23 protein-coding genes and 1 tRNA gene are annotated in these 24576 nt (G+C 62.4%); 7 read left to right on the forward strand and 17 right to left on the reverse strand.

The annotated features are described in order from the left end of the window. Positions 1-14: 14 nt before the first annotated feature. The 5 genes from ntrC to J0W34_RS17140 all read right to left on the reverse strand — a co-directional run bounded on the left by ntrC (position 15) and on the right by J0W34_RS17140 (position 5986). Positions 15-1445 (reverse strand): nitrogen regulation protein NR(I), encoded by a 1431-nt coding sequence (gene ntrC, locus J0W34_RS17120; protein ID WP_227817986.1) that lies wholly within the window; start codon positions 1443-1445, stop codon positions 15-17. 39 nt (positions 1446-1484) lie between these two features. After that, positions 1485-2570 (reverse strand): nitrogen regulation protein NR(II), encoded by a 1086-nt coding sequence (glnL, locus tag J0W34_RS17125; protein ID WP_227817975.1) that lies wholly within the window; start codon positions 2568-2570, stop codon positions 1485-1487. Between the two features lie 48 nt (positions 2571-2618). Next, positions 2619-3086, reverse strand: coding sequence for a DUF4124 domain-containing protein (locus J0W34_RS17130; protein WP_321573682.1), 468 nt, complete (start codon positions 3084-3086; stop codon positions 2619-2621). A gap of 129 nt (positions 3087-3215) precedes the next feature. Then, on the reverse strand, positions 3216-4625 hold the full coding sequence (glnA, locus tag J0W34_RS17135; RefSeq protein WP_227817973.1) for a type I glutamate--ammonia ligase: 1410 nt from the start codon (positions 4623-4625) through the stop codon (positions 3216-3218). Positions 4626-4807: 182 nt separating this feature from the next. Beyond that, entirely contained in the window at positions 4808-5986 is a 1179-nt protein-coding gene (locus J0W34_RS17140) for a cation diffusion facilitator family transporter (RefSeq protein ID WP_227817972.1), read from the reverse strand. Between the two features lie 56 nt (positions 5987-6042). Between J0W34_RS17140 and J0W34_RS17145 the strand changes: the two genes are divergently transcribed. Next, the gene (locus J0W34_RS17145) at positions 6043-6495 is read left to right on the forward strand and encodes a rhodanese-like domain-containing protein (protein WP_227817971.1); all 453 of its coding nucleotides are present in this window, start codon (positions 6043-6045) and stop codon (positions 6493-6495) included. A gap of 88 nt (positions 6496-6583) precedes the next feature. After that, the gene (gene nadA, locus J0W34_RS17150) at positions 6584-7684 is read left to right on the forward strand and encodes a quinolinate synthase NadA (RefSeq protein WP_230969597.1); all 1101 of its coding nucleotides are present in this window, start codon (positions 6584-6586) and stop codon (positions 7682-7684) included. A gap of 58 nt (positions 7685-7742) precedes the next feature. Here the strand turns inward: nadA and J0W34_RS17155 are convergent, their stop codons facing one another. Further along, on the reverse strand, positions 7743-8192 hold the full coding sequence (locus J0W34_RS17155) for a cupin domain-containing protein (protein WP_227817969.1): 450 nt from the start codon (positions 8190-8192) through the stop codon (positions 7743-7745). 1 nt (position 8193) lies between these two features. Further along, the gene (locus tag J0W34_RS17160) at positions 8194-9282 is read right to left on the reverse strand and encodes a RuBisCO large subunit C-terminal-like domain-containing protein (RefSeq protein WP_230969598.1); all 1089 of its coding nucleotides are present in this window, start codon (positions 9280-9282) and stop codon (positions 8194-8196) included. Positions 9283-9341: 59 nt separating this feature from the next. Here J0W34_RS17160 and J0W34_RS17165 point away from each other — a divergent pair, with 59 nt between their 5' ends. Beyond that, positions 9342-10088, forward strand: coding sequence for an endonuclease/exonuclease/phosphatase family protein (locus tag J0W34_RS17165; RefSeq protein ID WP_230969599.1), 747 nt, complete (start codon positions 9342-9344; stop codon positions 10086-10088). After that, positions 10085-11269: a cardiolipin synthase ClsB gene (gene clsB / locus J0W34_RS17170; RefSeq protein ID WP_230969600.1), complete on the forward strand. Its 1185-nt coding sequence runs from the start codon at positions 10085-10087 to the stop codon at positions 11267-11269. The genes J0W34_RS17165 and clsB overlap by 4 nt, the downstream gene beginning before the upstream one ends. Here the strand turns inward: clsB and J0W34_RS17175 are convergent. Both J0W34_RS17175 and gluQRS read right to left on the reverse strand, forming a co-directional pair. After that, positions 11264-11749 (reverse strand): CoA-binding protein, encoded by a 486-nt coding sequence (locus J0W34_RS17175; protein ID WP_230969601.1) that lies wholly within the window; start codon positions 11747-11749, stop codon positions 11264-11266. The genes clsB and J0W34_RS17175 overlap by 6 nt on opposite strands. Further along, the gene (gluQRS, locus tag J0W34_RS17180; RefSeq protein WP_227817964.1) at positions 11739-12647 is read right to left on the reverse strand and encodes a tRNA glutamyl-Q(34) synthetase GluQRS; all 909 of its coding nucleotides are present in this window, start codon (positions 12645-12647) and stop codon (positions 11739-11741) included. Before gluQRS ends, J0W34_RS17175 begins: the two co-directional genes overlap by 11 nt. A 158-nt stretch (positions 12648-12805) precedes the next feature. On the opposite strand from gluQRS, the gene J0W34_RS17185 reads away from it, so the two are divergent. Next, complete coding sequence (locus J0W34_RS17185; RefSeq protein ID WP_227817963.1) at positions 12806-14743, forward strand: diguanylate cyclase domain-containing protein; 1938 nt, start codon at positions 12806-12808, stop codon at positions 14741-14743. 38 nt (positions 14744-14781) lie between these two features. On the opposite strand, the gene ychF is transcribed toward J0W34_RS17185, so the two are convergent. The 8 genes from ychF to J0W34_RS17225 all read right to left on the reverse strand — a co-directional run bounded on the left by ychF (position 14782) and on the right by J0W34_RS17225 (position 21419). After that, entirely contained in the window at positions 14782-15873 is a 1092-nt protein-coding gene (gene ychF / locus J0W34_RS17190) for a redox-regulated ATPase YchF (protein ID WP_230969602.1), read from the reverse strand. Beyond that, positions 15870-16475, reverse strand: coding sequence for an aminoacyl-tRNA hydrolase (gene pth, locus J0W34_RS17195; protein WP_230969603.1), 606 nt, complete (start codon positions 16473-16475; stop codon positions 15870-15872). The genes ychF and pth overlap by 4 nt, the downstream gene beginning before the upstream one ends. Before the next feature lie 23 nt (positions 16476-16498). Continuing rightward, positions 16499-17122 (reverse strand): 50S ribosomal protein L25/general stress protein Ctc, encoded by a 624-nt coding sequence (locus J0W34_RS17200; RefSeq protein WP_227817960.1) that lies wholly within the window; start codon positions 17120-17122, stop codon positions 16499-16501. A 78-nt stretch (positions 17123-17200) separates the two neighbouring features. Further along, on the reverse strand, positions 17201-18151 hold the full coding sequence (locus tag J0W34_RS17205) for a ribose-phosphate pyrophosphokinase (protein WP_227817959.1): 951 nt from the start codon (positions 18149-18151) through the stop codon (positions 17201-17203). 76 nt (positions 18152-18227) lie between these two features. Next, positions 18228-18304 (reverse strand) — tRNA-Gln (locus J0W34_RS17210). Between the two features lie 18 nt (positions 18305-18322). Continuing rightward, complete coding sequence (ispE, locus tag J0W34_RS17215) at positions 18323-19165, reverse strand: 4-(cytidine 5'-diphospho)-2-C-methyl-D-erythritol kinase (protein WP_230969604.1); 843 nt, start codon at positions 19163-19165, stop codon at positions 18323-18325. Further along, entirely contained in the window at positions 19162-19722 is a 561-nt protein-coding gene (gene lolB, locus J0W34_RS17220; RefSeq protein WP_230969605.1) for a lipoprotein insertase outer membrane protein LolB, read from the reverse strand. Before lolB ends, ispE begins: the two co-directional genes overlap by 4 nt. Continuing rightward, a complete protein-coding gene (locus tag J0W34_RS17225) occupies positions 19719-21419 on the reverse strand; it encodes a tetratricopeptide repeat protein (RefSeq protein ID WP_230969606.1) in 1701 nt (566 codons plus the stop codon). Before J0W34_RS17225 ends, lolB begins: the two co-directional genes overlap by 4 nt. A 196-nt stretch (positions 21420-21615) precedes the next feature. Here J0W34_RS17225 and mutM point away from each other — a divergent pair, with 196 nt between their 5' ends. Beyond that, a complete protein-coding gene (mutM, locus tag J0W34_RS17230) occupies positions 21616-22431 on the forward strand; it encodes a bifunctional DNA-formamidopyrimidine glycosylase/DNA-(apurinic or apyrimidinic site) lyase (protein WP_230969607.1) in 816 nt (271 codons plus the stop codon). Positions 22432-22576: 145 nt separating this feature from the next. Next, complete coding sequence (locus J0W34_RS17235) at positions 22577-24550, forward strand: dynamin family protein (RefSeq protein ID WP_227817954.1); 1974 nt, start codon at positions 22577-22579, stop codon at positions 24548-24550. Positions 24551-24576: the final 26 nt, after the last annotated feature.

Below are 24576 nucleotides of genomic sequence, written 5' to 3' on the forward strand. Positions count from 1 at the left end.
CATGGGGGCACCGGTCATGCCCCGAGATGGGAGTCTTTGTCGTCGCGCGGGGTGTCGAGCCCCAATTCCTGGATTTTCCGCGTGATGGTGTTGCGTCCGATGCCCAACAACTGGGCAGCTTCGATACGGCGGCCACCCGTGTTTTCAAGCGCACGCTCGATCAAGGTGCGCTCGAACGCGCGATTGAGCTTTTCATAGACCTCGCCCGGTGACGCGCCGAGCATGCGGTCTGCTTCCATGCCGAGGGCGCTGCACCAGTCGCCACCGGCGGCCGTCTCGACCACCGGTTCTTCACGGAATTCCACCGGCAGATCGGCCACTTCGACCACCTGCCCCGGCGCCATGACGGTGAGCCAGTGACACAGGTTTTCCAGCTGGCGTACGTTGCCGGGAAAGGACTGCCCCTGCAGATGCCGGAGTGCGGCCGTGGAGATCCGCTTGGCTTCGACCTCGAGTTCCCGAGCGCTCTTCTTGAGGAAGTGCTGGATGAGCAGCGGAATGTCTTCGCGGCGCTCACGCAACGGCGGCAGACGCAGCCGGATCACGTTGAGGCGGTGATAGAGATCCTCCCGGAACAGCCCATCCCGCACCCGGTTGTCGAGATCCTGATGGGTGGCTGCGATGACGCGCACATTGGCGCGGATCGGCTGATGCCCCCCCACGCGGTAGAAGTGCCCGTCGGAGAGCACGCGCAACAGCCGGGTCTGAAGTTCGGCCGGCATGTCGCCGATCTCGTCCAGAAACAGCGTGCCGTTTTCGGCCTGTTCGAAGCGCCCGCGCCGCTGGGCCGTTGCGCCGGTGAAGGCGCCACGCTCGTGGCCGAAAAGCTCGGACTCCAGCAGATCCTTCGGGATCGCAGCGGTGTTGATGGCGATGAAGGGTTGATCCTTTCGCGGGCTGTGCCGGTGCAAGGCGCGGGCTACGAGTTCCTTGCCGGTGCCCGACTCACCATTGATCAGCACGGTGGCGTGAGACTGGGCCAGGCGACCAATCGCACGGAACACCTCCTGCATGGAGGGGGCCTGACCGAGAATCTCGGGCGTCAGGACATTGTCGTCCGGGTCGTCGGCGCTCTCTTCGCCCTGCTCGATGGCGCGGCGCACCAGGCCCATGGCCTGTTCGAGATCGAAGGGTTTGGGCAGGTACTCGAAAGCCCCTCCCTGGAAGGCGGAGACAGCGCTGTCGAGGTCCGAGTACGCGGTCATGATGATGACCGGCATGGACGGGAAGCGCGCTTTGGCCCGTTGCAGCAAGCTGAGCCCCGATTCGCCCGGCATGCGGATGTCGGAAACCAGGACCTGGGGGGGCCGCTGGACTTCGTCAAGCGCCGCCCCTGCCTCGACGGCCGACTCGAAACTGCGGTGGGTTATGTTCTCCCGTGCGAGGGCCTTTTCAAGCACCCATCGGATCGAGCGGTCATCATCGACAATCCAGACTGTTTCCATTTCCATTGCACTATTCTGGTGCATGCGCCCTGTTCGAGGTCACCCCCGTTCCGATACAGGCAGCAGCAGTGTGAAACACGTGCGGCCGGGTTCGCTGTCCACTTCGATCATTCCCTGGTGCTGTTCCACGAAACCTTGCGCCAGTGACAGGCCCAAACCGCTTCCTCCGTCACGACCCGACACCAGGGGGTAGAAAATCTGGTCCTTGATATCTGCGGGAATTCCCGGGCCGTTGTCGATTACTTGCAATTCGAGTGCCAGTTTGTGACGACGCTTGGCCATGGTGACCTGGCGGGCCGCGCGGGTTCGCAAAGTGATGGTGCCTTCGCCGTCCACGGCCTGGGCCGCATTGCGCGTGATGTTGAGTACGGCCTGAATCAACTGCTCCCGGTCGCCGGTCATTTCCGGCAGGCTGGTGTCGTAGTCCCGATACATGACGAGTCCGGGAAATTCGGCCAGGATCAGTCGCCGCACATGCTCAAGCACGTCGTGAATGTTGAGCGGCGCCGGGTGCATCACCGCGTGGGTGCCGAGCAAGCGTTTCATCAGCGCCTGTAGCCGGTCCGCCTCGGCAATGATCACCTGGGTGTATTCCTTGAGCTGGGGGTCGTCGAGTTCGCCCTCGAGCAACTGGGCGGATCCGCGGATGCCCCCCAACGGGTTCTTGATCTCGTGAGCCAGGTTGCGGATCAGTTCGCGATTGGCCTGTTGCTGCTGCAACAGTACCTCCTCGCGAGTCACGCGCAGTTGCGCCTCGATGGGACGAAACTCGAGCAACAGATTGACCCCTTCCGCCTCGACCGGGCTGACCGTGCAGTCGAGCTGGATGAACTCTTTCTTGCCCGGCACCTGCATGCGCAGGTCCTTGCCGGTGTAGCTCCAGTTGTTGTCGAGCGCGTTGTTGAGCGCGGGGTGCAGGGGTGAGGCCTCACCGATCAGCTCGACCAGCGGGCGATTGGTGAAGCGCTTCGCGCTGATGCCGAAGAGGTTCTCCGCGCCGGCATTGACGTAGCGAATGACCAGGTCGGCGTCCACCAGCAGCACGGCGGTCGATAGCAGTTCCAGGCCCGCGAAGCGGGAAACGCGTGGCGCCGGTTTGAATTTGGTGTTGTGTCTGGATTCCATAGGCAGTGTGACTGAGCAAGATACAAGCCAGCAACCAGCCCGGCTGAATCAGAGGTTGGACATCTCTTTCTTGAGCGCCTCAACATTGCGCTCGTGCTGCTCGACCTTGTCCTGAAAAGGCTTGAGCCGATCCAGCTTGTTCTGGTAGTTGCGCTCATTGCCGTAGCGCACCGCCTCCTGTTCGGCCAGCACCTTGCGAGCGGCCTCGAGGGCCCCCTCCTCGTCGCGCAATTCAGCCTCGAGAATCTGCCGTCGTGTGTCGTCGCGCTGCTGCTGCACGTCGTTGCTGACCTTGGGCGCACTGCTGGGCGTCGTCGCCCGAGCATCACTGCGCCCCGGCACGGACGAGACCGGCAGGTCGGTACTGAGACGTTCGCACCCGCGCGTGCGCCGGTCGTTGGTGTAGGTCACCTTTTGCTCGCCCGTGTTCGGGTCCGTCTCGACGCACTTGTACACGTCGGCGGCAGCGAGTCCGCTGGCCAGACTCAGGACAGCTAGAGCAATGGGAAATTTCATTGGCATTTCCGAAAAGTGTGCCCGCAGTTTACCAATCGAGATGACATTGTGCGCCGATCCGTTGAGCGCGGACATGAAAAAAGGACGGGCATTGCCCGTCCTTTTCAACGCTTGAACCCGGGATTCGGATTACAGGCTGTAGTACAGGTCGAATTCGACCGGGTGCGTCGTCATGCGCACGCGATTGACTTCTTCCATCTTCAGCTCGATGTAGGCATCGATGAAGTCGTTGGAGAACACACCACCCTGGGTCAGGAAGCTGCGATCTTCATCCAGTGCCTTCAGGGCCTGTTCCAGGCTCTCGCACACGGTCGGGATCTTTGCATCTTCTTCCGGCGGCAGATCGTAGAGGTTCTTGTCTGCAGCGTCGCCCGGGTGGATCTTGTTCTGGATACCGTCCAGACCAGCCATCAGCAGTGCGGAGAAGCACAGGTACGGGTTGGCCATCGGATCCGGGAAGCGGGTTTCCAGACGGCGGCCCTTCGGGTTGGCCGTGAACGGGATGCGGATGGAAGCGGAACGGTTGCGGGCAGAGTAAGCCAGCTTGACCGGGGCTTCGTAATGCGGCACCAGACGCTTGTAGGAGTTGGTGGCCGGGTTGGTGATGGCGTTCAGGGCACGTGCGTGCTTGATGATACCGCCGATGTAGTACAGGGCCATTTCGGACAGGCCGGCGTACTCGTTACCCGCAAACAGGTTCTGGCCGTCTTTCCAGATGGACTGGTGAACGTGCATGCCGGAACCGTTGTCGCCCACGATCGGCTTGGGCATGAAGGTGGCGGTCTTGCCGTACTGGTGAGCCACGTTCTGAACGATGTACTTCAGGGTCTGGGTCCAGTCGGCACGCTCGGTCAGGGTGCTGAACTTGGTACCGATTTCGCACTGACCGGCGGTGGCCACTTCGTGGTGGTGCACTTCGCACGGCACGCCGCAGGCTTCGAGTGCCAGCACCATGGCAGCACGGATGTCGTTCAGGCTGTCAACCGGCGGGACGGGGAAGTAGCCGCCCTTGACACGCGGACGGTGACCCACGTTACCGCCTTCGAACTTCTCGGCCGTCGACCATGCGGCCTCTTCGGAGATGATCTTGGAGTACACGCCGGACATATCGACGCTCCACTCGACCGCGTCGAAGATGAAGAATTCGGGTTCCGGGCCGAAGAAGGCGGTGTCACCAATGCCGGTGCTCTTCAGGTAGGCTTCGGCGCGCTTGGCGATGGAGCGCGGATCGCGGTCGTAGCCCTTGCCGTCGGACGGCTCGATCACGTCGCAGGACAGCACCAGGGTGGATTCGTCGAAGAACGGGTCCAGATACGCAGAATCCGGATCCGGCATCAGGATCATGTCGGAAGCCTGAATGCCCTTCCAGCCAGCGATGGAAGAACCGTCGAACGGGTGGCCGTGCTCGAAGTGCTCTTCTTCAAAGGCGGACACGGGCAGACCGACGTGCTGCTCCTTGCCGCGGGTATCGGTAAAACGGAGGTCAATGAAGCGAACTTCATTTTCCTCAATCATCTTCATGACATCTTTAGCACTCATGGCCACTCCTCGTGATGAGCTTTGTTTAAAAACTTGCCGCATGCGGCAATTTGCGGGTTCTGACCAAGCAGGGACCGTGCCACTGCCAAAATCAGTGTGCGGAGCCCCCTCAAGGCGGTGACACCGCGAAATCGTTCACTTCAATCGCACCAAATTTGTGCGCCCCAGAATTGTGCGCCCCATTATGGGGCAGCTCTACCGTAAACCCGGATCGCACGAATCTCGGGTCGGGCGGCAATGCCCGCGTCGATACCTGCGCGAAGTCGATCATGATCGTCCAATTGCGCAAGAACCTCAAACGGGTAATAACACTCGAGCTCGGCCCGACCGCCGAGATAATGCACCAGAACGCGATCCGGTGCAGGCAGTGCGCTCGAGAGAATGTCGCTCGCTGTTTTGATCAGCGTGTCGCGATCGGGCATCCGGGCCATCGGCAAGGCCAGATGATCGAGATCATCCTCGGCGTCGACATGGACCAGCACGTCCTGCACTTCAGGATGATTGGCCAGAATCCGGCGTCGAACCCGTTCGGACAGGTAATGCCCTTCGGAAACGGTAATGCGCGGATCCACCTGGATATGCGCGTCGCACAGTATGCGATGGGCCATACGCCGGGTACGCAGTTCATGCCCATTGATGACGCCCGGGGTTTCGTCGATCGTTGCGCGAATACGGCCGACCAGTTCGCGCGAGGGCGCAGTATCCACCAGTTCGCGAATGGCCTGCCACGCCAGCATCAGCCCCATGCGGATGATCATGAAGCCCACCAGCGCGGCAGCCAGTGGCTCGACGAAACGATACCCCGCGAGCCCGCCGGCAATGCCCAGCGCCACCACCAGCGACGACGCGGCATCGGTCCGCGCATGCCAGGCGTTGGCCTCGAGCATGCGTGACTTGAAGCGCCGGCCTGCGGCGAGTGTGAAACGGAAGAGCAGCTCTTTGGCCACCAGCGTACCGCCAGCCATCCACAGAGCGGCCACGTGCAGAGGCGGCAGCGCCTGGGCCGACTGAATGCGATCCCCGGCCGACCACAGGAAGCCGCAGCCCACGGCCACAAGCACCAGCCCCAGAAACAGGGAAACGACCGTTTCGTAGCGCTCGTGTCCGTAGGGATGGTTCGCATCGGCCGGATCAGCCCCCTTGCGCGAAGCCATCAGGACAAGCCCGTCCGTCAGCAGATCGGAGAACGTATGGGTGGCATCCACCACCAGACTGAATGCGTTCGCCCAGATGCCGACGATGATCTGCAGCACACTGAGCGTGAAATTGGTGCCCATGGCGACCAGGGTGACCCGCTGAATGCGACGTGAGCGTTCCGCGTCCGAGATTTCCGCTTGCACGGGCTGAGCATCACCGGTCATGAAGGATTGGGTATTCGGTATAATTCCAAGTCCGCCATTCTAGCCGGATCACCCCCATGGGAACATTGACCGACATTCTGTCTTTGGCAAAAAAACGCGCCGAAGACCTGAATCTGCCGTATGCAGGCGCCCTCACCCCCGCCGAAGCGCATCAGGTGTGGCAACTGGCCCCCGGCGCCCGTCTCGTGGACGTCCGCACGCGGGCGGAATGGGACTGGGTCGGCCGCATTCCCGATTCGGTGGAAATCGAGTGGATGAGCTATCCGGGCAACCAGCCCAATGCCAGCTTTCTGGCCGAACTCAAGCATCAGGTCGATCCGGAAGCGCTGGTGATGTTCATCTGCCGCAGCGGCGCCCGCTCCAACAATGCGGCTCGTGTCGCTGCCGAAAACGGCTACACCGAGAGCTATAACGTGCTGGAGGGCTTCGAGGGCGACAAGGACGCCAACGGCCACCGCAACCGCATCGGTGGCTGGCGAAAGGCCGGACTGCCCTGGCATCAGGGCTGATTCAGATTTTGTGACACCCGAGGGCGGGCCGGAACTGGCCGCCCCGTCGGCGGTCTGACCACCGCCCCTGTTTGAGGAAGAACGCCCCATGGAAGTGGCCACCATCAGTTTCGACAAGTTCAACGTACTGCAGGACGCCCAGGCACAGGAGCGCATTCGCGCCGCCCGCGCCAAGCTGGGCGACCGGGCCGTGCTGCTGTGTCACCACTACCAGCGTGCCGATGTCTATCAGCATGCCGATCTGACCGGTGACTCGCTCAAGCTGGCCAAGCTCGCCTCCCAGACCGATGCCGAGTACATCGTGTTCTGTGGCGTGCACTTCATGGCCGAAGTGGCTGACATCCTCTCCAAGGACAATCAGATCGCCATCCTGCCGGACCTGGCCGCCGGCTGTTCCATGGCCGACATGGCCAACCTGGCCAAGGTGGAGCGCTGCTGGCGCGAACTGACCGAAGTGCTGGGCACACCGGACGAGCAGATCACCCCTGTCACCTACATCAACTCGGCGGCCGACCTGAAGGCCTTCTGTGGCGAGCATGGCGGCATCGTGTGCACCTCCACCAACGCGCCCACCATTCTCGACTGGGCGTTCAAGCAGCGCGAGAAAGTGCTGTTTTTCCCCGATCAGCACCTGGGTCGCTGGACGGGCTTCAAGAAAGGCATTCCGCTTGAAGACATGCACGTCTGGGACCCGGATCTGGAGTATGGCGGCCTGACCCCGGAGCAGATCAAGAGTGCCAAGGTCCTGCTGTGGAAAGGTCACTGTTCGGTGCACCAGATGTTCCAGGAAAGCCACATCCGCCGCTGGCGCATGCAGCACCCGGATGGTCTGGTCATCTCGCATCCGGAGAGCAATCTGGACGTCTGCAAGGCCTCCGACTACGTGGGTTCGACCGAGTACATCATCAACACCATCAAGGCCGGCCCGGACAATGCGCGTTGGCTGGTGGGCACCGAACTGAACCTGGTCAATCGCCTCGCCGAAGAGGAAAAGAGCCGCGGCGTTGTCGTCGAGTTCATGGCGCCCACCGTATGCATGTGCTCGACCATGCAGCGCATCGATCCACAGCATCTGGCCTGGACACTCGAGAACCTGGTCGAAGGCAACGTGGTCAATCAGATCGAAGTGCCGCCGCATGAAGCGGAACTGGCCAAGGTTGCGCTGGACCGTATGCTGGCGGTCTCCTGACCAGGGCAGGCAGTACTCCCAATTGAAAACGGCGCCCTCGGGCGCCGTTTTCGTTGCATCAGGTGCGGATGAAGGCCGCGACCTTCGGGTCGGCACGCAACTGAGCAAGGTCCGCCTCTCCGGGCAGCTGGGGGCGATCCCGTGCCACGTTGACCATGCACAGGAAACCGAGCGGCTCGCCGGCGCTGGCGCGGAACTGGTGCCAGGTCCAGGCCGGGATGCTCACCAGATCGTGCGCACCGACCGAACGCAGCTCCGTCCCCACCAGACACACACCGCGACCCCGCAGAATCATCACCGCGTGGGCGTGCTCGTGGCGCTCCAGCGTGGAGTGCCCGTCCGCCGACACCTCGAAGTAGCGAAGCTCGCACCCCAGATCATCCGTCCTGAAGAGCAATTGGCGCGTCACGTCCCTGAAGGGCGCGCTGCCCTTGTCCTTGTAAGCCAGCACCTCCACGCCTTCCCACAGGAAGCCCTCGCGGGCGCGACGAATGTTGGAGTCAGTCATGTCATCGCTCCTTGCGTATCGATTCGACAAAGGACGTCATGGCCGCCAATGGATCGTCAGCCGCGAGCAGGCTACCGCCGATCAGCAAGGCCACGTCAGGACCATAGAACGCCACCAGCTCAGGCACCCGATCTGCCGTCAGTCCGCCAGCGGGCACCGGCATGGCCGCAGGCAGGCCCTCAAGCGGCGCGCGGGCCGCAGCTGCGATCTGCCGGCACACATCGGCGCCGTCTGCAAACCGGCCGCCGAAGTTGGGGAAAATCACCATGTCGGCACCGAACAGGCGAAACAGCGTCCCGTACATCACCGCCGGGTGAATTCGTGCCACCCCAGCCAGCGCCGGGTGGCCAAGCACGATCATGTCGGGCTGATCAGCCACGATCTCGGCCATGGAGGACGGCCCGAGCAGGAGCGGACACATCAACACGGCCTCCACCCCATGATCGCGGCACACCGCGATCTGTTGCTGGAGCTGTCGACCACCCCCACTGAGATTGGGCGCATACACGCTTTGCCCGCCGGTTTCCCGATTGGCCCGTGCCACCGCCGCCTGAATTGCGGGAACGCGCCTGGTGAACGGGGCCAGGACCGGATCGGCTATCCCATGGTCATCCTTGATGATATCCACACCGGCAAGCGCCTGAAGATAGGCCAGGTCGGCCAGCGCCTCGACCGGCAAACCCTGAGGCTTGAGGGCGCTGCATGCCAGCGGCCCGGACGCGACGCCCAGTTTGCGACGCACACCAGCCACGCCGAACTGCGGGCCCGGCAGCGCGGGAAGGCCGTCCGGAAAGGCGATGTCCTGCACCCGGACGTCAGGCTGCAGGGAAGAGTTGCCGAAGATCATGTTGAGCAGCTGACCGGCATCACGCCCCACGGTCTCGAGGGCGAGGCCCACCTGCACGTCGAAGCATCCCGCCCCGGCAGGTGAAATATCCAGCACCTGTCCGACCACCTCGTTGCGCACGCGGGGATCGCGCACCGCGCCCAACGGGCACTCGACACTTTGTTCAATGGCCAGCCCGAGAGCGCGCTCGTCGATGGCCTCGGCGGCAGCCTCGACGCGGTAAGTCACGTGCATTCGTGTCATGGCTTCTGTTATAAAAATCCATCCGCTTCCAATTCGGCAGCAATTATGCCCGTTCCCCCATGACCCTGCGCATCTGCACCTACAACATCCACAAGGGTTTCTCCCAGTTCAATCGTCGCATGATGGTTCACGAACTGCGTGAACGGCTGCGCCAGCTGGGCACCGATATCGTGTTCCTGCAGGAGGTGCAGGGGCTGCACATGGGCCACGCCCGCCGTCACGCCGACTGGCCGAGCGAACCCCAGCACCAGTTTCTGGCCCGCGACATCTGGCCCTCGGCAGCCTATGGCGGCAACGCCATCTACGACCACGGCCATCACGGCAACGCCATCCTGAGTCGCTATCCGATCATCAGCACACACAACCAGGACGTATCCGACCATCGTTTCGAGCGACGCGGCCTGCTCCACTGTGAAATCCGGATCGCGGAGAACAGACCGCCGGTGCACGCCGTGTGCGTGCATCTGGGCCTGTTTGCGGGTAGCCGCCGACGTCAGATGGAAGCCCTTGCCCGGCGCATGATCGAACTCGCCCCGCCGGATGCGCCCATGATCGTGGCCGGGGATTTCAACGACTGGCGCAACCACGCGCCGCGCGACCTGCTCTCCAAACTCGATCTGGTGGAAGTCTTCAGCCCCGAAGGGCGACCGCCGCGCAGCTACCCCAGTTCGTTCCCCATGTTCCGGCTCGACCGAATCTACGTGCGCGGCCTCACGGTTGAACAGTGCGCAGTGCACTGCGGTCCGCCGTGGTCGCGCATTTCCGACCATGCCGCGCTGACCGCCGAGTTTCGCCTCCCCGAATGAGCCACACTGAGCTGTGGCCCCACTTTTCCGAGGGCAATCAACTCGAGCTGCTTGAAACCGGTGCCGAGTTTTTCCCGGCACTGGAGGCGGCCATTGAAACCGCCCGCTCGGATGTCTTCATCGAAACCTACATTCTCAAGTACGACATTGTCGGGCGTTGCCTGATCTCCGCCATGCGCCGGGCCGCAGCACGCGGCGTGTCCGTGCGCCTGCTGGTCGACGGTTTCGGCAGCCGTCGCTTCGTTGAAGACCACCATCAGATGATGCTCGACTCCGGGATTCACATGCTGGTCTATCGGCGGGAGTTCAGCCGCTGGGCGCTCAGGCGTCACCGCCTGCGCCGGCTCCACCGGAAACTGGCGGTCATTGATGGGAAGGTGGCTTTTGTGGGCGGCATCAATCTGGCCCACGATTATCCGTCACATATCCCGGAGCACCCCCGCCACGACTACACCTTGCGTATCGAAGGCCCGCTGTTGCGCGCCATCCAGTCAACAGTCAAACACGTCTGGGAACTCGTCGTCTGGGCCAGCCTCAAGCACCGGTTTCATCTGAACAACCTGCCGCAGCCACAAGGACTGCCGGCGGGCAGCGTCAGCGCAGCGCTGGTCATCCGGGACAACGTCCGGCATCGCCGAGACATCGAGAACGCCTATCTCGGAGCCATCGAGAAGGCGCGGCATCGCATCCTCATCGCCAATGCCTATTTTCTGCCGGGCCGCCGTTTCCGGCGGGCCTTGGTGAGCGCGGCCCAACGGGGCGTTGAAGTCACCATCCTGCTGCAGGGGCAGGTGGAGTACCGCCTGCAGCATTGGGCAACGCAAGCGCTCTATCCCTCGCTGATCGGCCATGGCATCCGGATTTTCGAGTATCAGCGCAGTTACCTGCACGCCAAGGTGGCGGTGATCGACGATCAATGGGCCACGGTCGGTTCGAGCAACATCGATCCCTTCAGCCTGCTGCTGGCAAGAGAAGCCAACATCATTGCCCGCGACAGCGCCTTCGCAAGCCAGTTACGGCAAAGCGTCGAACGTGCCATGCAGGAGGGTGCTCAGGCTCTGTCGATGGCCTTCTGGACAAAGAAGAGCATTCCCGCACGTGCCATGCGCTGGCTGGCCTACGGCATGGTGCGCATGGCCGTGGGCATCAGCGGCTATGGCAGGGGAAAGGAAGGCTTATGAGCGGGTCGGTGCGGGCGGCGGCAACGGCCGTTTGGACGAAATCACGCCGGTATTGACCCCGAACCAGCCCAGTCCGCCGAAAAGGCGCGCGTATTCGATTTTCACGCAACGATCCATCACCACCGCCAGACCGGCGGCTTCGGCCCGACGGGCCGCTGCTTCATTGATGACCCCCAGTTGCATCCACACACTCTTGGCGCCGATGGCAATGGCGTCGTCCACCAGCGGGGGAATATCGATCGCCTTGCGGAAACAATCGACCATATCGACCGGCTCCGGGACCGCGCTGAGGGACGGATAGCATTTCTGCCCCAGCACCTCGTCATAGGCGGGATTCACCGGAATGATCCGGTATCCGTGTTCGAGCATGTACTGGGCAGCAAAATAGCTGGGGCGATACCAGTTGGCCGACAGCCCCACCACCGCAATCGTGCGGGTTTCGGCCAGAAGACGCCGCAAACCGTCCGCATCATCGATCATAGTCACTCCTGGAATGGACCTCGCCAACAGGCGGCACCGCCTCAATCGACCAGTGGGTCAGGGCCCACTGCCAGACATCTTCAAGCGCCGCATCAGACAGCGCTGCCGGCGGCTTCTGCCCCAGGCAGGATAGCGCATCAAGCACCAGTTGAGCGGGAGGGAATGCATGAACCGCTCGCGCCAGGCTCTGCTTGGACAGCTTCTGCCCTGCCGCATCGACCACCACGGGGACATGCGCATAGCGCGGTGTCGGCAAATCGAGCGCGCGCTGCAACGCAACCTGCCTCGGCGTGGAGAGCATCAGGTCGATTCCCCGCACCACATCGGTGACACCCGCATCCGCATCATCGATCACGGTCGCCAACTGATAGGCGAAAAGACCATCTGCGCGCTTGAGGACGAAATCGCCCACGTCCCGCGCAAGATCTTCGACCACCTCGCCCTGAATCCTGTCAACGAAGCGGACCTCCTGGTCCGGCACCCGGAAGCGCCACGCCCGCGCCGCCAGGCCTGCGGGAAGGCCCGCAGCGCATGTTCCGGGATAGATGACGGAACCGTCGGCGGCACGGGGTGCATCGGACAGCATTTTGCGGGTGCAAGCGCAGCCGTACACCCGGTTCGAAGCCCGCAGCGCATCCAGTGCCGCCTCGTACGACGTGGTGCGCTCATGCTGCCACACAGGCGCTCCGTCCCACGCGAATCCGAGTCGCTCCAGGGTTCGCAAGATGTCATCCCCTGCCCCGGGGACAGACCGCGGCAGGTCGACATCATCGATCCGGACCAGCCACTGACCATCCGCCCGTCGGGCGTCCAGATAGCTGCCCACGGCCGCCACGACCGAGCCGAAATGCAGCGGCCCGCTCGGCGTTGGCGCGAACCGCCCAACATAGTTGCTCACTCTCTTCACGGCCATGTCAGACAAATAGAATCAGAAATGAAACGGCAACCGACCATTCGTCAGGCGACGCGCTCCCTGTGACCTTTTACCATTCATTTTGAACGGCTGTCGTTCAATACTGCGGAACTAGTCCTTACTCAGGCTGCGCCCCCACATTTATGGATCGCATAGCCATCCAGCGAGAGCAAGACCACGGCCGCCAGTCGCGCATCCAGCGGCGTGCGCACGCCGAGAGCATGCAGATGCTGGCGACCAATCTCCAGACCGGTATCGCCAGTGGCATTCTGGCCGCCGCGGCGACCGTGATCTGGCTGTGGCCCTTTCTGGGCGGCCAAACGCTCATGTCCTGGGCACTGGCGCTCGGCGCCGGGATGCTGGTGACGATTTACCTCATTCGCGTACTTGCCTGCTGGGGACACGACACCGTACGCAGCATTCGGCTTGAAGCCTGCTTTGCGGCCAACGCGTTCTATAACGGCGCCATCTGGGGGGCCCTGCCCCTGCTCGGCGGCTTCAGCGAGCAAAGCACTGTCCAGATCGTCATGACCATGATTCTGGGCGTTGTCGCCCTGGGCGGCACCGGCATTCTTGCGCCCAGTCGGGTGGCCTTCTTCGCCTTCGTCGTCCCGTTGCTGGGGCCGGTGATCACCGTCTTCGCCGTCACCCCGCCGCCGGCAATGCCCCAGGCGGCCGTCGCCGCCAGTGTATTCGCGCTCATGCTCTTCGCGCTGCACGAACTCTTTCACCAGATGCTGCGCAGCACGCTCACTCAGCGGCTGACCAGCGACAACCTCGCCGAAGAACAGCGAATCATTCTCGAGAGCACGGCCGAAGCCATCATCCTCACGCGCGGCGACCGGCTGCTCAAATGCAACAAGCGCTTTGCCGACCTGGTCGGCGAGCCCACCGAACACGTACTGGGACGCCCGCTATGGCAATGGCTGGCCGACCCCAACGAATGGCACCGCCATGCGCAGCGCGCCCGACGCATCATGAGCGAAGGGCTCACCTTCCGCATCAAGGTGCGGGTCAGGCGGGCCAACGGCGAGCTGTTGTGGGTGGAATTCAATGCCGATGCCGTCGATCCGGCACGACTCGAAAAAGGGGTGGTGTGGACGGGTCAGGACCTGACCTCGCGCATGCATTCCGAGGCGACACTGCACGCCTCCGAAGAGCGTTATCGCCGCCTCATCACCCTGACGTCCGACTGGTACTGGGAATGGGACGCCAACCTGCGCTTTACCCATCTGAGCGGCCCCGGCCTCAAGCATGCTGGGCTGTCACCTGCGATCTATGGCCATGCACTGGGGGCGCTTCATCAGATTGGCGGGGTCAGCACCGAGGGCTGGGCCGCCTTGCAGCGACAGATCGAAAAGCGCGAGCCGTTCCGTGACTTCATCTGGCAGCTCAAGGGCGACCAGGGCACCCAGCGCTGGTTTTCCATGAGTGGCAACCCCACCTTCGACACCGCGGGCAACTTTGCCGGCTACCATGGCATTGGCTCGGAAGTGACCGAGCAGATGCGCGGCACCGAGCGCTTCCGGCAACTGGCCTATCACGACACACTCACCGGGCTGCCGAACCGGCGCCTGCTGGATGATCGACTGCACCTGGCCATCGCTCAGGCGGCACGGCGCGACCTGAAGCTGGCAGTCATGGTCGTCGACCTGGACAACTTCAAGATCATCAACGACACGGCAGGCCATGCGGTCGGCGATCTGGTGCTGGTCTCCGTGGCCAAGCGTCTGCAGTCCGCCATCCGTGCCAGTGACACCGTTGCGCGCCTGGGCGGGGATGAATTCGTCGTGATCCTGCCGGACGTGGACACCGAGTCAGCACACACGGTGGCGACCAAAATCACCAGCTCCCTGGCGCTGCCCGTCGAGGCAGGCGATCGTCAGTACATGCTTGGCGGCAGTGTCGGCCTCGCCATCTATCCCGAAGACGGCACGTCCGCACGCACCTTGCTCGCACACGCTGATTCAGCCATGTACGAAGCCAAGCGTCTCGGCGGTGGCCGGCACATGGCCCATGGAGAACCGCCGCGCGCTTCGCTTGGCGACGGGGCAGAACCGCGACGTGACGCCATCAGCTGATGCGCTGAAACCTCGCACCGCAATCCGGCCCCGAATGGTCAGACGTTGAACAGGAAGTGCATGACGTCACCGTCCTGCACGATGTAATCCTTGCCCTCGACGCGCATCTTGCCCGCTTCCTTGGCGCCGGCCTCGCCCTTGTAGGCAATGAAGTCGTCGTAGGAAATGGTCTGTGCGCGGATGAAGCCACGTTCGAAGTCGGTGTGAATCACACCCGCGGCCTGCGGTGCCGTGGCGCCAATCTCGACCGTCCAGGCACGCACCTCTTTGACGCCGGCAGTGAAGTAGGTCTGCAAACCCAGCAACTTGAACCCTGCACGAATGACCCGATTCAGACCGGGCTCTTCCAGCCCGAGGTCCTCAAGAAACGCCTGCTTGTCCTCGTCATCGAGATCGGCCAGTTCGGCTTCGATCTTTGCGCACACCGCTACCACCGGAGCGCCCTCGGCCTCGGCATGGGCGCGCAGACGGTCCAGGTGCGGATTGTTTTCAAAGCCGTCTTCGAGCACGTTACCCACGTACATCGCCGGCTTGATGGTCAGCAGACACAGGGGGCGGATGAGTTCCTGATCCTCGTCCGACAGATTGCAGGTTCGCGCCGGGTTGCCTTCGTTGAGGTGGGGCTGAAGCCGCTCGAGCACCTCGACGATCTTCTTCGCATCCTTGTCGCCGGAACGCGCTTTCTTCCCCTCCCGGGAGATGGCTTTTTCCACGGCGGCCAGGTCGGCCAGCGCAAGCTCCGTGACGATCGTTTCGATGTCAGCAAGGGGATCAACGTGTCCATTGACGTGGACAACATTCGGGTCATCGAAACAACGCACCACGTTCACGATGGCGTCTGTTTCACGAATATTGGCCAGAAACTGGTTGCCCAGCCCCTCCCCCTTGGAAGCCCCCGCCACCAGACCGGCGATGTCCACGAACTCGACGATGGCCGGCTGGATACGCTCGGGTTTGACGATGGCCGAGAGTGCGGCGATGCGCTCATCCGGCACTTCGACGATCCCCACGTTGGGTTCAATGGTGCAGAAGGGATAGTTCGCTGCCTCGATTCCTGACTTGGTCAGCGCGTTGAACAGGGTGGACTTGCCTACATTGGGCAGCCCCACAATGCCGCATTTCAAGCTCATTTGGCTTCCTTGCCGCGCGACGGGCGCGCGTTGATGGTCTGTGCAGCCGCGTCGTACGCGCCGCGTTGAATGTCAGGCCAGGCACTCAGGGCCCGGTCAATGGTTTCGTCGATCAATTCTTCTTCAGCACGACTCGGGCGCTTGAGAACGAAGCTCACCACCGCATTACGGTCGCCGGGATGGCCGATACCGATTCGCAGACGCCAGTAGTCATGGGTGCCGCAATGCGCTGAAATGTCTTTCAACCCGTTATGCCCCCCCAGACCACCACCGAACTTGATTCGGGACTGGCCTGGCGGCAGGTCGAGTTCATCGTGCACCACGAGAATTTCAGCGGGACTGATCCGGAAGAACCGGGCGAGTGCGCCCACGGACTGCCCGGATCGGTTCATGAAGGTTTCCGGCATGAGCAGCCAGATGCCGTCGGTGGTCTTGGCGACCTGACCATGAAACCGGCTCTCCCGATTGAAGTGGGCACCCAGTCGCGCCGCGAGGCGCTCACAAAACCAAAACCCGGCATTGTGCCGGGTTTCGGTGTAGTCGGGCCCCGGATTGCCGAGGCCGACGATCAGCTTGGGTGCCGGTCGCGACGTATTGGACATGCGACAGGTCTCCAGCGAGTGAATTACTCTTCGGCTGCGCCTTCTTCGCCTTCTTCACCTTCTTCGCCGGCAGCCACACCACCACGCGGCGGCACGCAGCTGACCACGACCGGATCATCTTCACCGTGCAGCACGGCTTCAACGCCCTTCGGCAGGTTCAGGTGAGAGACGTGGATGGACTGGCCAGCTTCGATGGCGCCCAGGTCAACCTCGATGAATTCCGGCAAATCTTTCGGCAGGCAAGCAACGTCCAGTTCGTTCATCACGTGGGTGATCAGACCGTTCTGCAGCTTGACGCCCGGAGCGTCTTCGTCGTTGACGAAGTGCAGAGGCACCTTCAGGTGCAGCTTCTCGCCCGCCTTCACGCGCTGGAAATCCAGGTGCAGCACTTGCTGCTTGTACGGGTGCCACTGGGTGTCACGCAGAACCACGGTGTCCTTGCTACCGTCGATGTTCATGGTCAGCACGGAAGCGTGAAAGGCCTCCTTGCGCAGCAGGTGATAGATCTCGTTGTGATCAAGCGTCACCTGGATGGCGTCCTTGTCTGCACCATAAACGATGGCCGGCACACGACCGTCGCGACGCAGGCGGCGGCTCGCACCCGTACCCTTGGCATCGCGCTTTTCAGCGTTGAATTGAATATCCATGACTACTCCAAAATTCGAACCGTCCGCGACCAGATCGGTTCATTAAAATGCCGACTCAAACCGAGTCGGCGCGAAAAATCATTCCATGAAGAGCGTACTGACAGACTCTTCGTTACTGATGCGCAAAATGGTGTCCGCCAGCAGTGAAGCCACCGACACCTGCCGGATACGGCCCACGGCACGCGCTTCGTCACTCAGGGGGATGGTGTCGGTCACGACCAGCTCATCGAGGGCAGAGTCCTTGATGCGCTCGACGGCGGCACCGGACAGGACCGCATGGGTACAGTAAGCGAGCACACGCTTGGCACCGTTTTCCTTGAGCGCAGCCGCAGCCTTGCACAGTGTGCCGGCAGTATCGACGATGTCATCCATGATGACGCAGGTGCGGTCATTGACCTCACCGATGATGTTCATCACTTCGGAGACATTCGCCTTCGGACGGCGCTTGTCGATGATGGCCAGGTCGCACTCCATCCGCTTGGCGAAGGCACGTGCCCGCACCACGCCACCCACGTCGGGTGACACGACCATCAGGTCATCGAACTTCTGCTTGTCCAGATCATTCAGCAACACCGGCGCGGCATAAACGTTGTCCACCGGGATGTCGAAGAAACCCTGAATCTGGTCCGCGTGCAGATCCATGGTCAGCAGGCGCTGAACACCCACCGCCTGCAGCATGTTGGCCACCACCTTGGCAGTGATGGGAACGCGAGCAGAGCGCGGACGGCGATCCTGACGGGCATAACCGAAATAGGGAATGGCTGCGGTGATACGGCCGGCGGACGCACGCTTGAGTGCGTCGACCAGAACCGCCAGTTCCATCAGGTTGTCGTTCGTGGGCACGCAGGTGGGCTGCAGCACGAATACGTCCTTGCCGCGGACGTTTTCGAGCAATTCAACGTTCACCTCACCATCGGAAAAACGACCCACCGTCGCAGAACCAAGGGAAATACCAAGACGTTTGACCACGTCTGCGGCGAGTTTGGGATTAGCGTTCCCCGTGAACACCATCAGGCTGCCATGAGCCATGCTGCTTCTCCGATGCCGAACGAAAGCCGATCGCAAAAAACAATCGGGCAGGCATGACGCCTGCCCGACTCTCTACTGGCTGGGGAGGAAGGATTCGAACCCTCGAATGCCGGAATCAAAATCCGGTGCCTTAACCGACTTGGCGACTCCCCAAAAAACCGTTTCGCGCGCTCAACCCACCCAGCCGTGCATCGGATGCACATCGAGACTTTTCGCCGCCCAAGCCTGCCACCGATCGGGGCACTGCCGGACAACATCTCTGGCTGCCTGCTCGCTGTCGAATGCCGAAAAAATACAGGCTCCAGAGCCTGTCATTCGTGCCGGGCCGAACTGCCCCAACCACTCGACTGCGTCCGCTATCTGCGGGTATCGCTCGATCGCCACACGCTCAAGATCATTGTGCGTTGCGCTCATTGCGAAGTCCGATATTTTGATAGGTTTCGTATCGCGCGTCAACTCTTTTGCGCGGAAGATTTCGGGCGTGGGCACGTGCACGCCGGGCGCCACGACAACGTACCAGCACGGCGCCAGGTGAATGGGCGAAAACCGCTCCCCCACGCCTTCGGCAAAGGCCGTGCGTCCATAGACGAAAAACGGAACGTCCGCCCCCAGTGGCAGCGCCAATGACTCCAGTTGATGCCGATCGAGGCCGGTCTCCCACAGTCGGTTGAGTGCGATCAGTGTGGTCGCCGCGTCGGAACTGCCTCCGCCCAGCCCGCCCCCCATGGGGAGGACTTTGGTCACTTCGATATCAACACCCCGATCAACCCCCGTTGCCTGCTGAAGCGCCCCGGCCGCACGCACCACGAGATCGTCCGCCGCCGGAACCCCGGGCACATCGTTGACGCGTCGGACCCGACCATCGCTCCGGACGTGAAAATCGAGCCGATCCCCCCAATCGAGCATGCGAAATGCCGTCTGCAGCAGGTGGTATCCATCCTCGCGTCGGCCAACCACATGAAGAAAGAGATTGATCTTTGCCGGTGCAGGGCATTCGATCAGCACCTGCGTCATTCCCAGCGATCCACCAGCAGCTTGAGCAGTGCATCGCCGCGCGAGACTTCAATCGTCCTGGGGCGTGCCGATGGCGTCTCGTCTGCGTAGGCGAGGTATCGCACCTGCCAGCCGTCATCTGCAATGCGCACCGGACGTCCCAACGCATCCGACTCTCTCACGACCTCGGTGGCCACCACGCCCGCCTGAACCCATCGAGGCAGCGCATTGACCGGCACATTCATGCCCAGCACCCGCTGCATCAACTGAGAAAACGGCTCGGCAATTTCCTCGCCCTCAGCCGTGAGCAGCACTGCCATGTCGCCATCGCGGCGCACACGCGCCACGATCTGCCCCAACGGGGAATAGAAGTCCCACTGATCCTGACCGGGGGCATGTTGCCACTCGAATTTGCCGTGAATGGCCTCATCCCCCGTGCGCGCAGACAGTCGTCCGCCGATGGCGAAATGTGACTCGACCGGCCTGAACGCAATGGTGGTAAGCGGCACTGTCTCAGGCGTCGAGGCACATGCCGCAAGCACCAGCGCGGCACACCCAGCGAGAAGCCAACGCATCATTGCCCGTACCGACGCATCACGGACACCAGCGTGTCATTCTCCGGATGATCTTTTGCCGCCATCTGCCAGGTTTTCCGAGCCTCGTCCTGATTGCCCATCTCCCAGAGCACTTCACCCAGGTGGGCAGCGATCTCGGGATCAGGCCGGATCTGGTAAGCGCGCTCAAGCAGCTGTCGCGCTTCCTCGAACTGACCGCGCCGATATAGAACCCAACCCAGACTGTCCATGATGAACGGGTCCTCCGGGCGCAGTTCGACGGCTTTGCGGATGAGAGCCTCGGCCTCGCCGAGTCGCTCTCCACGATCCGCCATCCAGTATCCGAGCGCATTGTAGGCATGCGCGTAGTCGGGACTGAGGGCGATGATCTTGCGCAAGCGCCCTTCCATGGCCTCGGTGCGCCCCAGACGATCAGCCAGCATGGCCGACTCGTACAGCAGGTCCGGGTCGTCCGGCTTGATGCGCAGCCCTTCGTCCACTGCGCTCACGGCCTCTTCCATACGACCGGCGTCACGCATCAACTGCGCTTCGACCAACAGGTAATTGGCGCGAGTTGCGTCGTCCGTACCCAGTGCCCGCAGACGTTTGCGCGCCTCGTCAAAGCGCCCCTCCTTGACCAGCAGCTGGGCGATGCGCAACTGGGCACGCTCGCGCCGGGGCACATCCTCGACCGCATCGTAGTGCGCGATCGCTTCATCCAGTTGCCCGCGTGCCTCAGCCACTTGCGCCAGTCCGGTCTGCACCCCGTCACCATCGGCATAGCCGGACTGGCTCAAGCGCTTGAAGACACGCTCAGCCACGTCGATATCACGCATTTCGAGCGCAATGATCCCCACCGCATAACGCGAGGCATCGTCACCGTCCTCGCGTTCAAGCACTTTCTCAAACGCGGTGCGCGCCTGTGCGTACCGCTTGTTTCCCAGCAGGACACGCCCATATCCACGCAGGACGTCCACATCGTCCGGATGCGATTCAAGAAATCCGGCCAGCGTTTTCTCCGCCGCCTGCGGGTCCATCGTCTGCTCGATCTGCGCTTTGAGCAGCACCGCCTGAGACCAGTCGGGCCGACGCACCAGCGCCTCGTTCAGCGAAGCCAGGCTGGCCTGCATGTCGCGTGCGCCCGAGGCGGCATGGGCGCGGGCGAAATGCGCTTCGGCCATGTCCATGTAGGGCTCGGTCACCCGCTCGACGATCTTGCGCACCCGCTGCTTGTCCTCGACGGGTGCCAGCACCCGATTCAGGCTGAGCAGGGCACCGGGCAGGCGCGGCCCCGCCTTGGCCAGCGACTCGGCCAGACGCATTTCGATCTGCTCCGAAGGCATCTGGGCGCCCGCAATGGCGCCCGAGAGCACCCGCTGCGCATCTTCGGATTCCGGGTCAGCATCAGCCCAGATGCGCGCCGTCTCCTGCGCCATGTCCATGCGCCGGGCGAACAGGGCGATCTCCGTCGCACGGCGAGCCACGCGTGCGTCTTTGGTGGTGCGTGCCAGGCGCTCGTAAAGCGGCAAACTGTAGTCGAGCCGACCGCGCGCCAGCGCGATCTCGGCAAGCAGCATGTCGAACAGAATCTGCGGGGTCAGTTCCTGCCCCGGGTGAGGCTCTGCAGCCACGTCGGCGGCATGAACGGCCGGCATCAGGAGGCCAGCCATCGCGGTCGTCATGATGACAACGCCGCGTTTGAGCTTCAAAGAAAAAGCCATGTCATGAATCCAGTTGGACGCACCGCATCGGGCGTCGTTGCGGCAGCAAGATCACACAGATCTTCGAAACCGGGTTTGTGTTGACCGTTGGAGTGCATTTTGCCGCGTCGGTTCGACGCATGTTAGGGAGTTTGACCACACCGGGCAAGCGGACAGTCTGCTTAGAATATGGGACACCCATTCACCCGAAGCTGCCATGCCCGAATTACCCGAAGTCGAGACCACTGCCCGCGGCATTGCGCCGCACCTGACCGGCGCACGCGTCAGCGGCGTCTCGGTTCGCCAGCCACGCCTCCGCCTTCCCGTCCCGAATGACATTGCAGATACGCTTCGCGGCAGAGTCTTGCAGCAGGTGCGTCGGCGCGCCAAATACCTGCTCCTTGATTTCGGCCACGGCGACCTGCTCATCCACCTGGGCATGTCCGGCAGCCTGCGCATTGTCGACATTGGCAAAAGCCCCAACCTTCACGACCATGTGGATATCGAGTTTGGCGATCGCATCCTGCGCTATCGTGATCCGCGTCGCTTCGGTCTGATCACGTGGATGCCCAAGGACAGCGCCCCGCCTGCGCTGCTCGCGCACCTCGGCATCGAACCGCTTGAAGAGACGTTCGACGGCGTTTGGCTCCACCGTGCCACCCGGCACATCAAGCGCCCCATCAAGACCTTCATCATGGATAGCCATCAGATTGTGGGTGTCGGCAACATCTATGCGTCAGAAAGCCTGTTCCGCGCCAGGATTCACCCGCTGACCGAGGCCGGCCGCCTAGGCCCGAAACGCTGCCAGCGACTGGCCGAGGAAATACGCGCCACGCTCACCGAAGCGATCGCCGCCGGCGGCAGCAGCTTGCGGGACTTCGTCGGCACGGATGGCGCCCCCGGGTATTTCCAGCAGCAATATTTCGCCTATGCCCGCGAAGGCGAACCTTGCCGCACGTGCGGGCGACCGATCCAGCGTCACGTCATCGCACAACGCTCGACCTTTCTGTGTCCAGCCTGCCAGCGTCGTTAATGACATGGGCAACTTGCCGTTCGTCGCTGAAAGCCCGCCACTCGGGGCAGAGAATGGCGCCAGGCTTGGAGAGCGACAGGCGCAGCGCTATGCTGCGATATTGGGATAAAAACGACTCCGGCATTGTTCGACCGGCGAGGACACCATGGCACTGATTGACCAATTTTCCGAATACAGCCGCTGGCGCGCCGACACTGCCCGCTCTGTCGGCCTGCTGCGCAGTTGGTTGAACCAGAACGAAATCGGGGACGCACAGGGCGACCTTCGGCTTCAGTACGTGCTCGACCGCCTGCAGGAAGACAAACTCACGATCGCCTTCGTGGCCGAGTTTTCGCGCGGCAAGTCCGAGCTGATCAACGCCCTGTTCTTCTCCGATTACGGCAACCGCGTGCTGCCGTCGAGTGCGGGTCGAACCACCATGTGCCCGACCGAGCTGCAATGGTCTGAGGGCGACACCCCCCAGATCCGCCTGCTGCCCATCGAAACGCGCCGCAACCACACCACGGTCAGCGAGTTCAAGCGCCATCCGGATGAGTGGATTTCCCATACGCTCGACATCGGCTCGACGGCTGCATTGCAAAGTGCGCTCGCCCGTGTCGGCGAGACCAAGGTGGTCCACCAGGACGAAGCCGAAGCGCTGGGCTTCATTCTCGACCACGAGGGCAAGACCGGACTGCAGCCCGACGCAAATGGCGAGGTCACCATTCCATGCTGGCGCCACGCCATCATTCATTTCCAGCACCCGCTGCTTGAACAGGGCCTTGTCGTGCTGGACACCCCGGGGTTGAACGCCATCGGTGCCGAACCGGAACTGACGCTTTCGCTGCTGCCCAACGCCCATTCCGTCCTGTTCATTCTCGCCGCAGACACGGGCGTCACCCAGAGCGACATGACGGTCTGGAGGGATTACGTGAATGCCGGCCAGCGGACCGAAGGTCGTCTGGTGGTCCTCAACAAGATCGACAGCCTGTGGGACGGGCTGCGCGGTGACAGCCGGATCGCCGAGGAAATCAACCGCCAGGTGGTGTCGGTGAGCAAGGATCTGGGCCTGAGCGAGAGCCGTATCTTCCCGATCTCTGCACAGAAGGCCCTGCTCGCCCGCATCCAGAACGATCAGGAACTCTTCCAGCGCAGTCGCCTGGGCGAACTTGAAACGGCGCTGAGTGACCAGTTGCTGCCCGCCAAACAGAAGATCGTTCGCCAGTCGACGCTGGCTGAAACGGAAGACCTGGCGCTGCACGCCGACGAGCTGCTCGCGTCTCGCCAGCGCGGCGTTCACGAACAGCTCAGGGAACTGACCGACCTGCGCGGCAAGAACCAGAACGTCATCGAATACATGATGCGCAAAGTCCGGTCCGAGAAAGAAGAATTCGAGGCCGGCCTCAAGAAATACTATGCCGTGCGCAGCATCTTCTCGAACCTCACCAACAACCTGCTGGCCCACCTGGGCCTGGATGCGCTGCGCGACGAGACACGCAAGACTCGCGAGGCCATGCTCGAGTCCACCTTCTCGCGCGGCCTGCGTCAGGCCATGACGAGCTTCTTCGACCATCTGCGCAGCAACCTGCAAAAGTCATCCGAAGAGGTCAACGAAATCTCCGGCATGCTCAATGCCATGTACAAGCGCTTCAGTGTCGAGCACGGCCTCAAGCTCTCCCAGCCGGCCAGTTTTTCGACCCTGCGTTACGAGCGTGAGATCAATCAGCTTGAGAAAGCCTTCAACCAGCAATTGAATACCACGCTGGCGCTCATCACGACCGAAAAGCACACGCTGACCCAGAAGTTCTTCGAGACGGTCGCCATTCAGGCGCGACGCACCTTCGAAGTGGCCAACCGGGATGTGGAGCACTGGCTGCGCGCCGTGATGTCTCCGCTTGAAACGCAGGTGCGCGAGTACCAGCTCCAGCTCAAGCGTCGCCTCGAGAGCGTCAAACGGATTCACCAGGCGACCGACACCCTTGAAGATCGCATTGTCGAACTCGAACAGCAGGACCGCGGCATTCAGCGCCTGCGTGACGAGCTGGCCGAAGTGGCGGGCGACATCCGCAAGGCCCTCGGTGCCACCGACGCGGATCTCGACGCCCTCCGCCAGGAGCGCGAAGAAGCCATGGCGGCCTGATCCGGGCCGGATTCCGGCAACAAAAA

Origin of the sequence: Nitrogeniibacter aestuarii (genome assembly GCF_017309585.1) — a bacterium.
Taxonomy (GTDB): domain Bacteria; phylum Pseudomonadota; class Gammaproteobacteria; order Burkholderiales; family Rhodocyclaceae; genus Nitrogeniibacter; species Nitrogeniibacter aestuarii.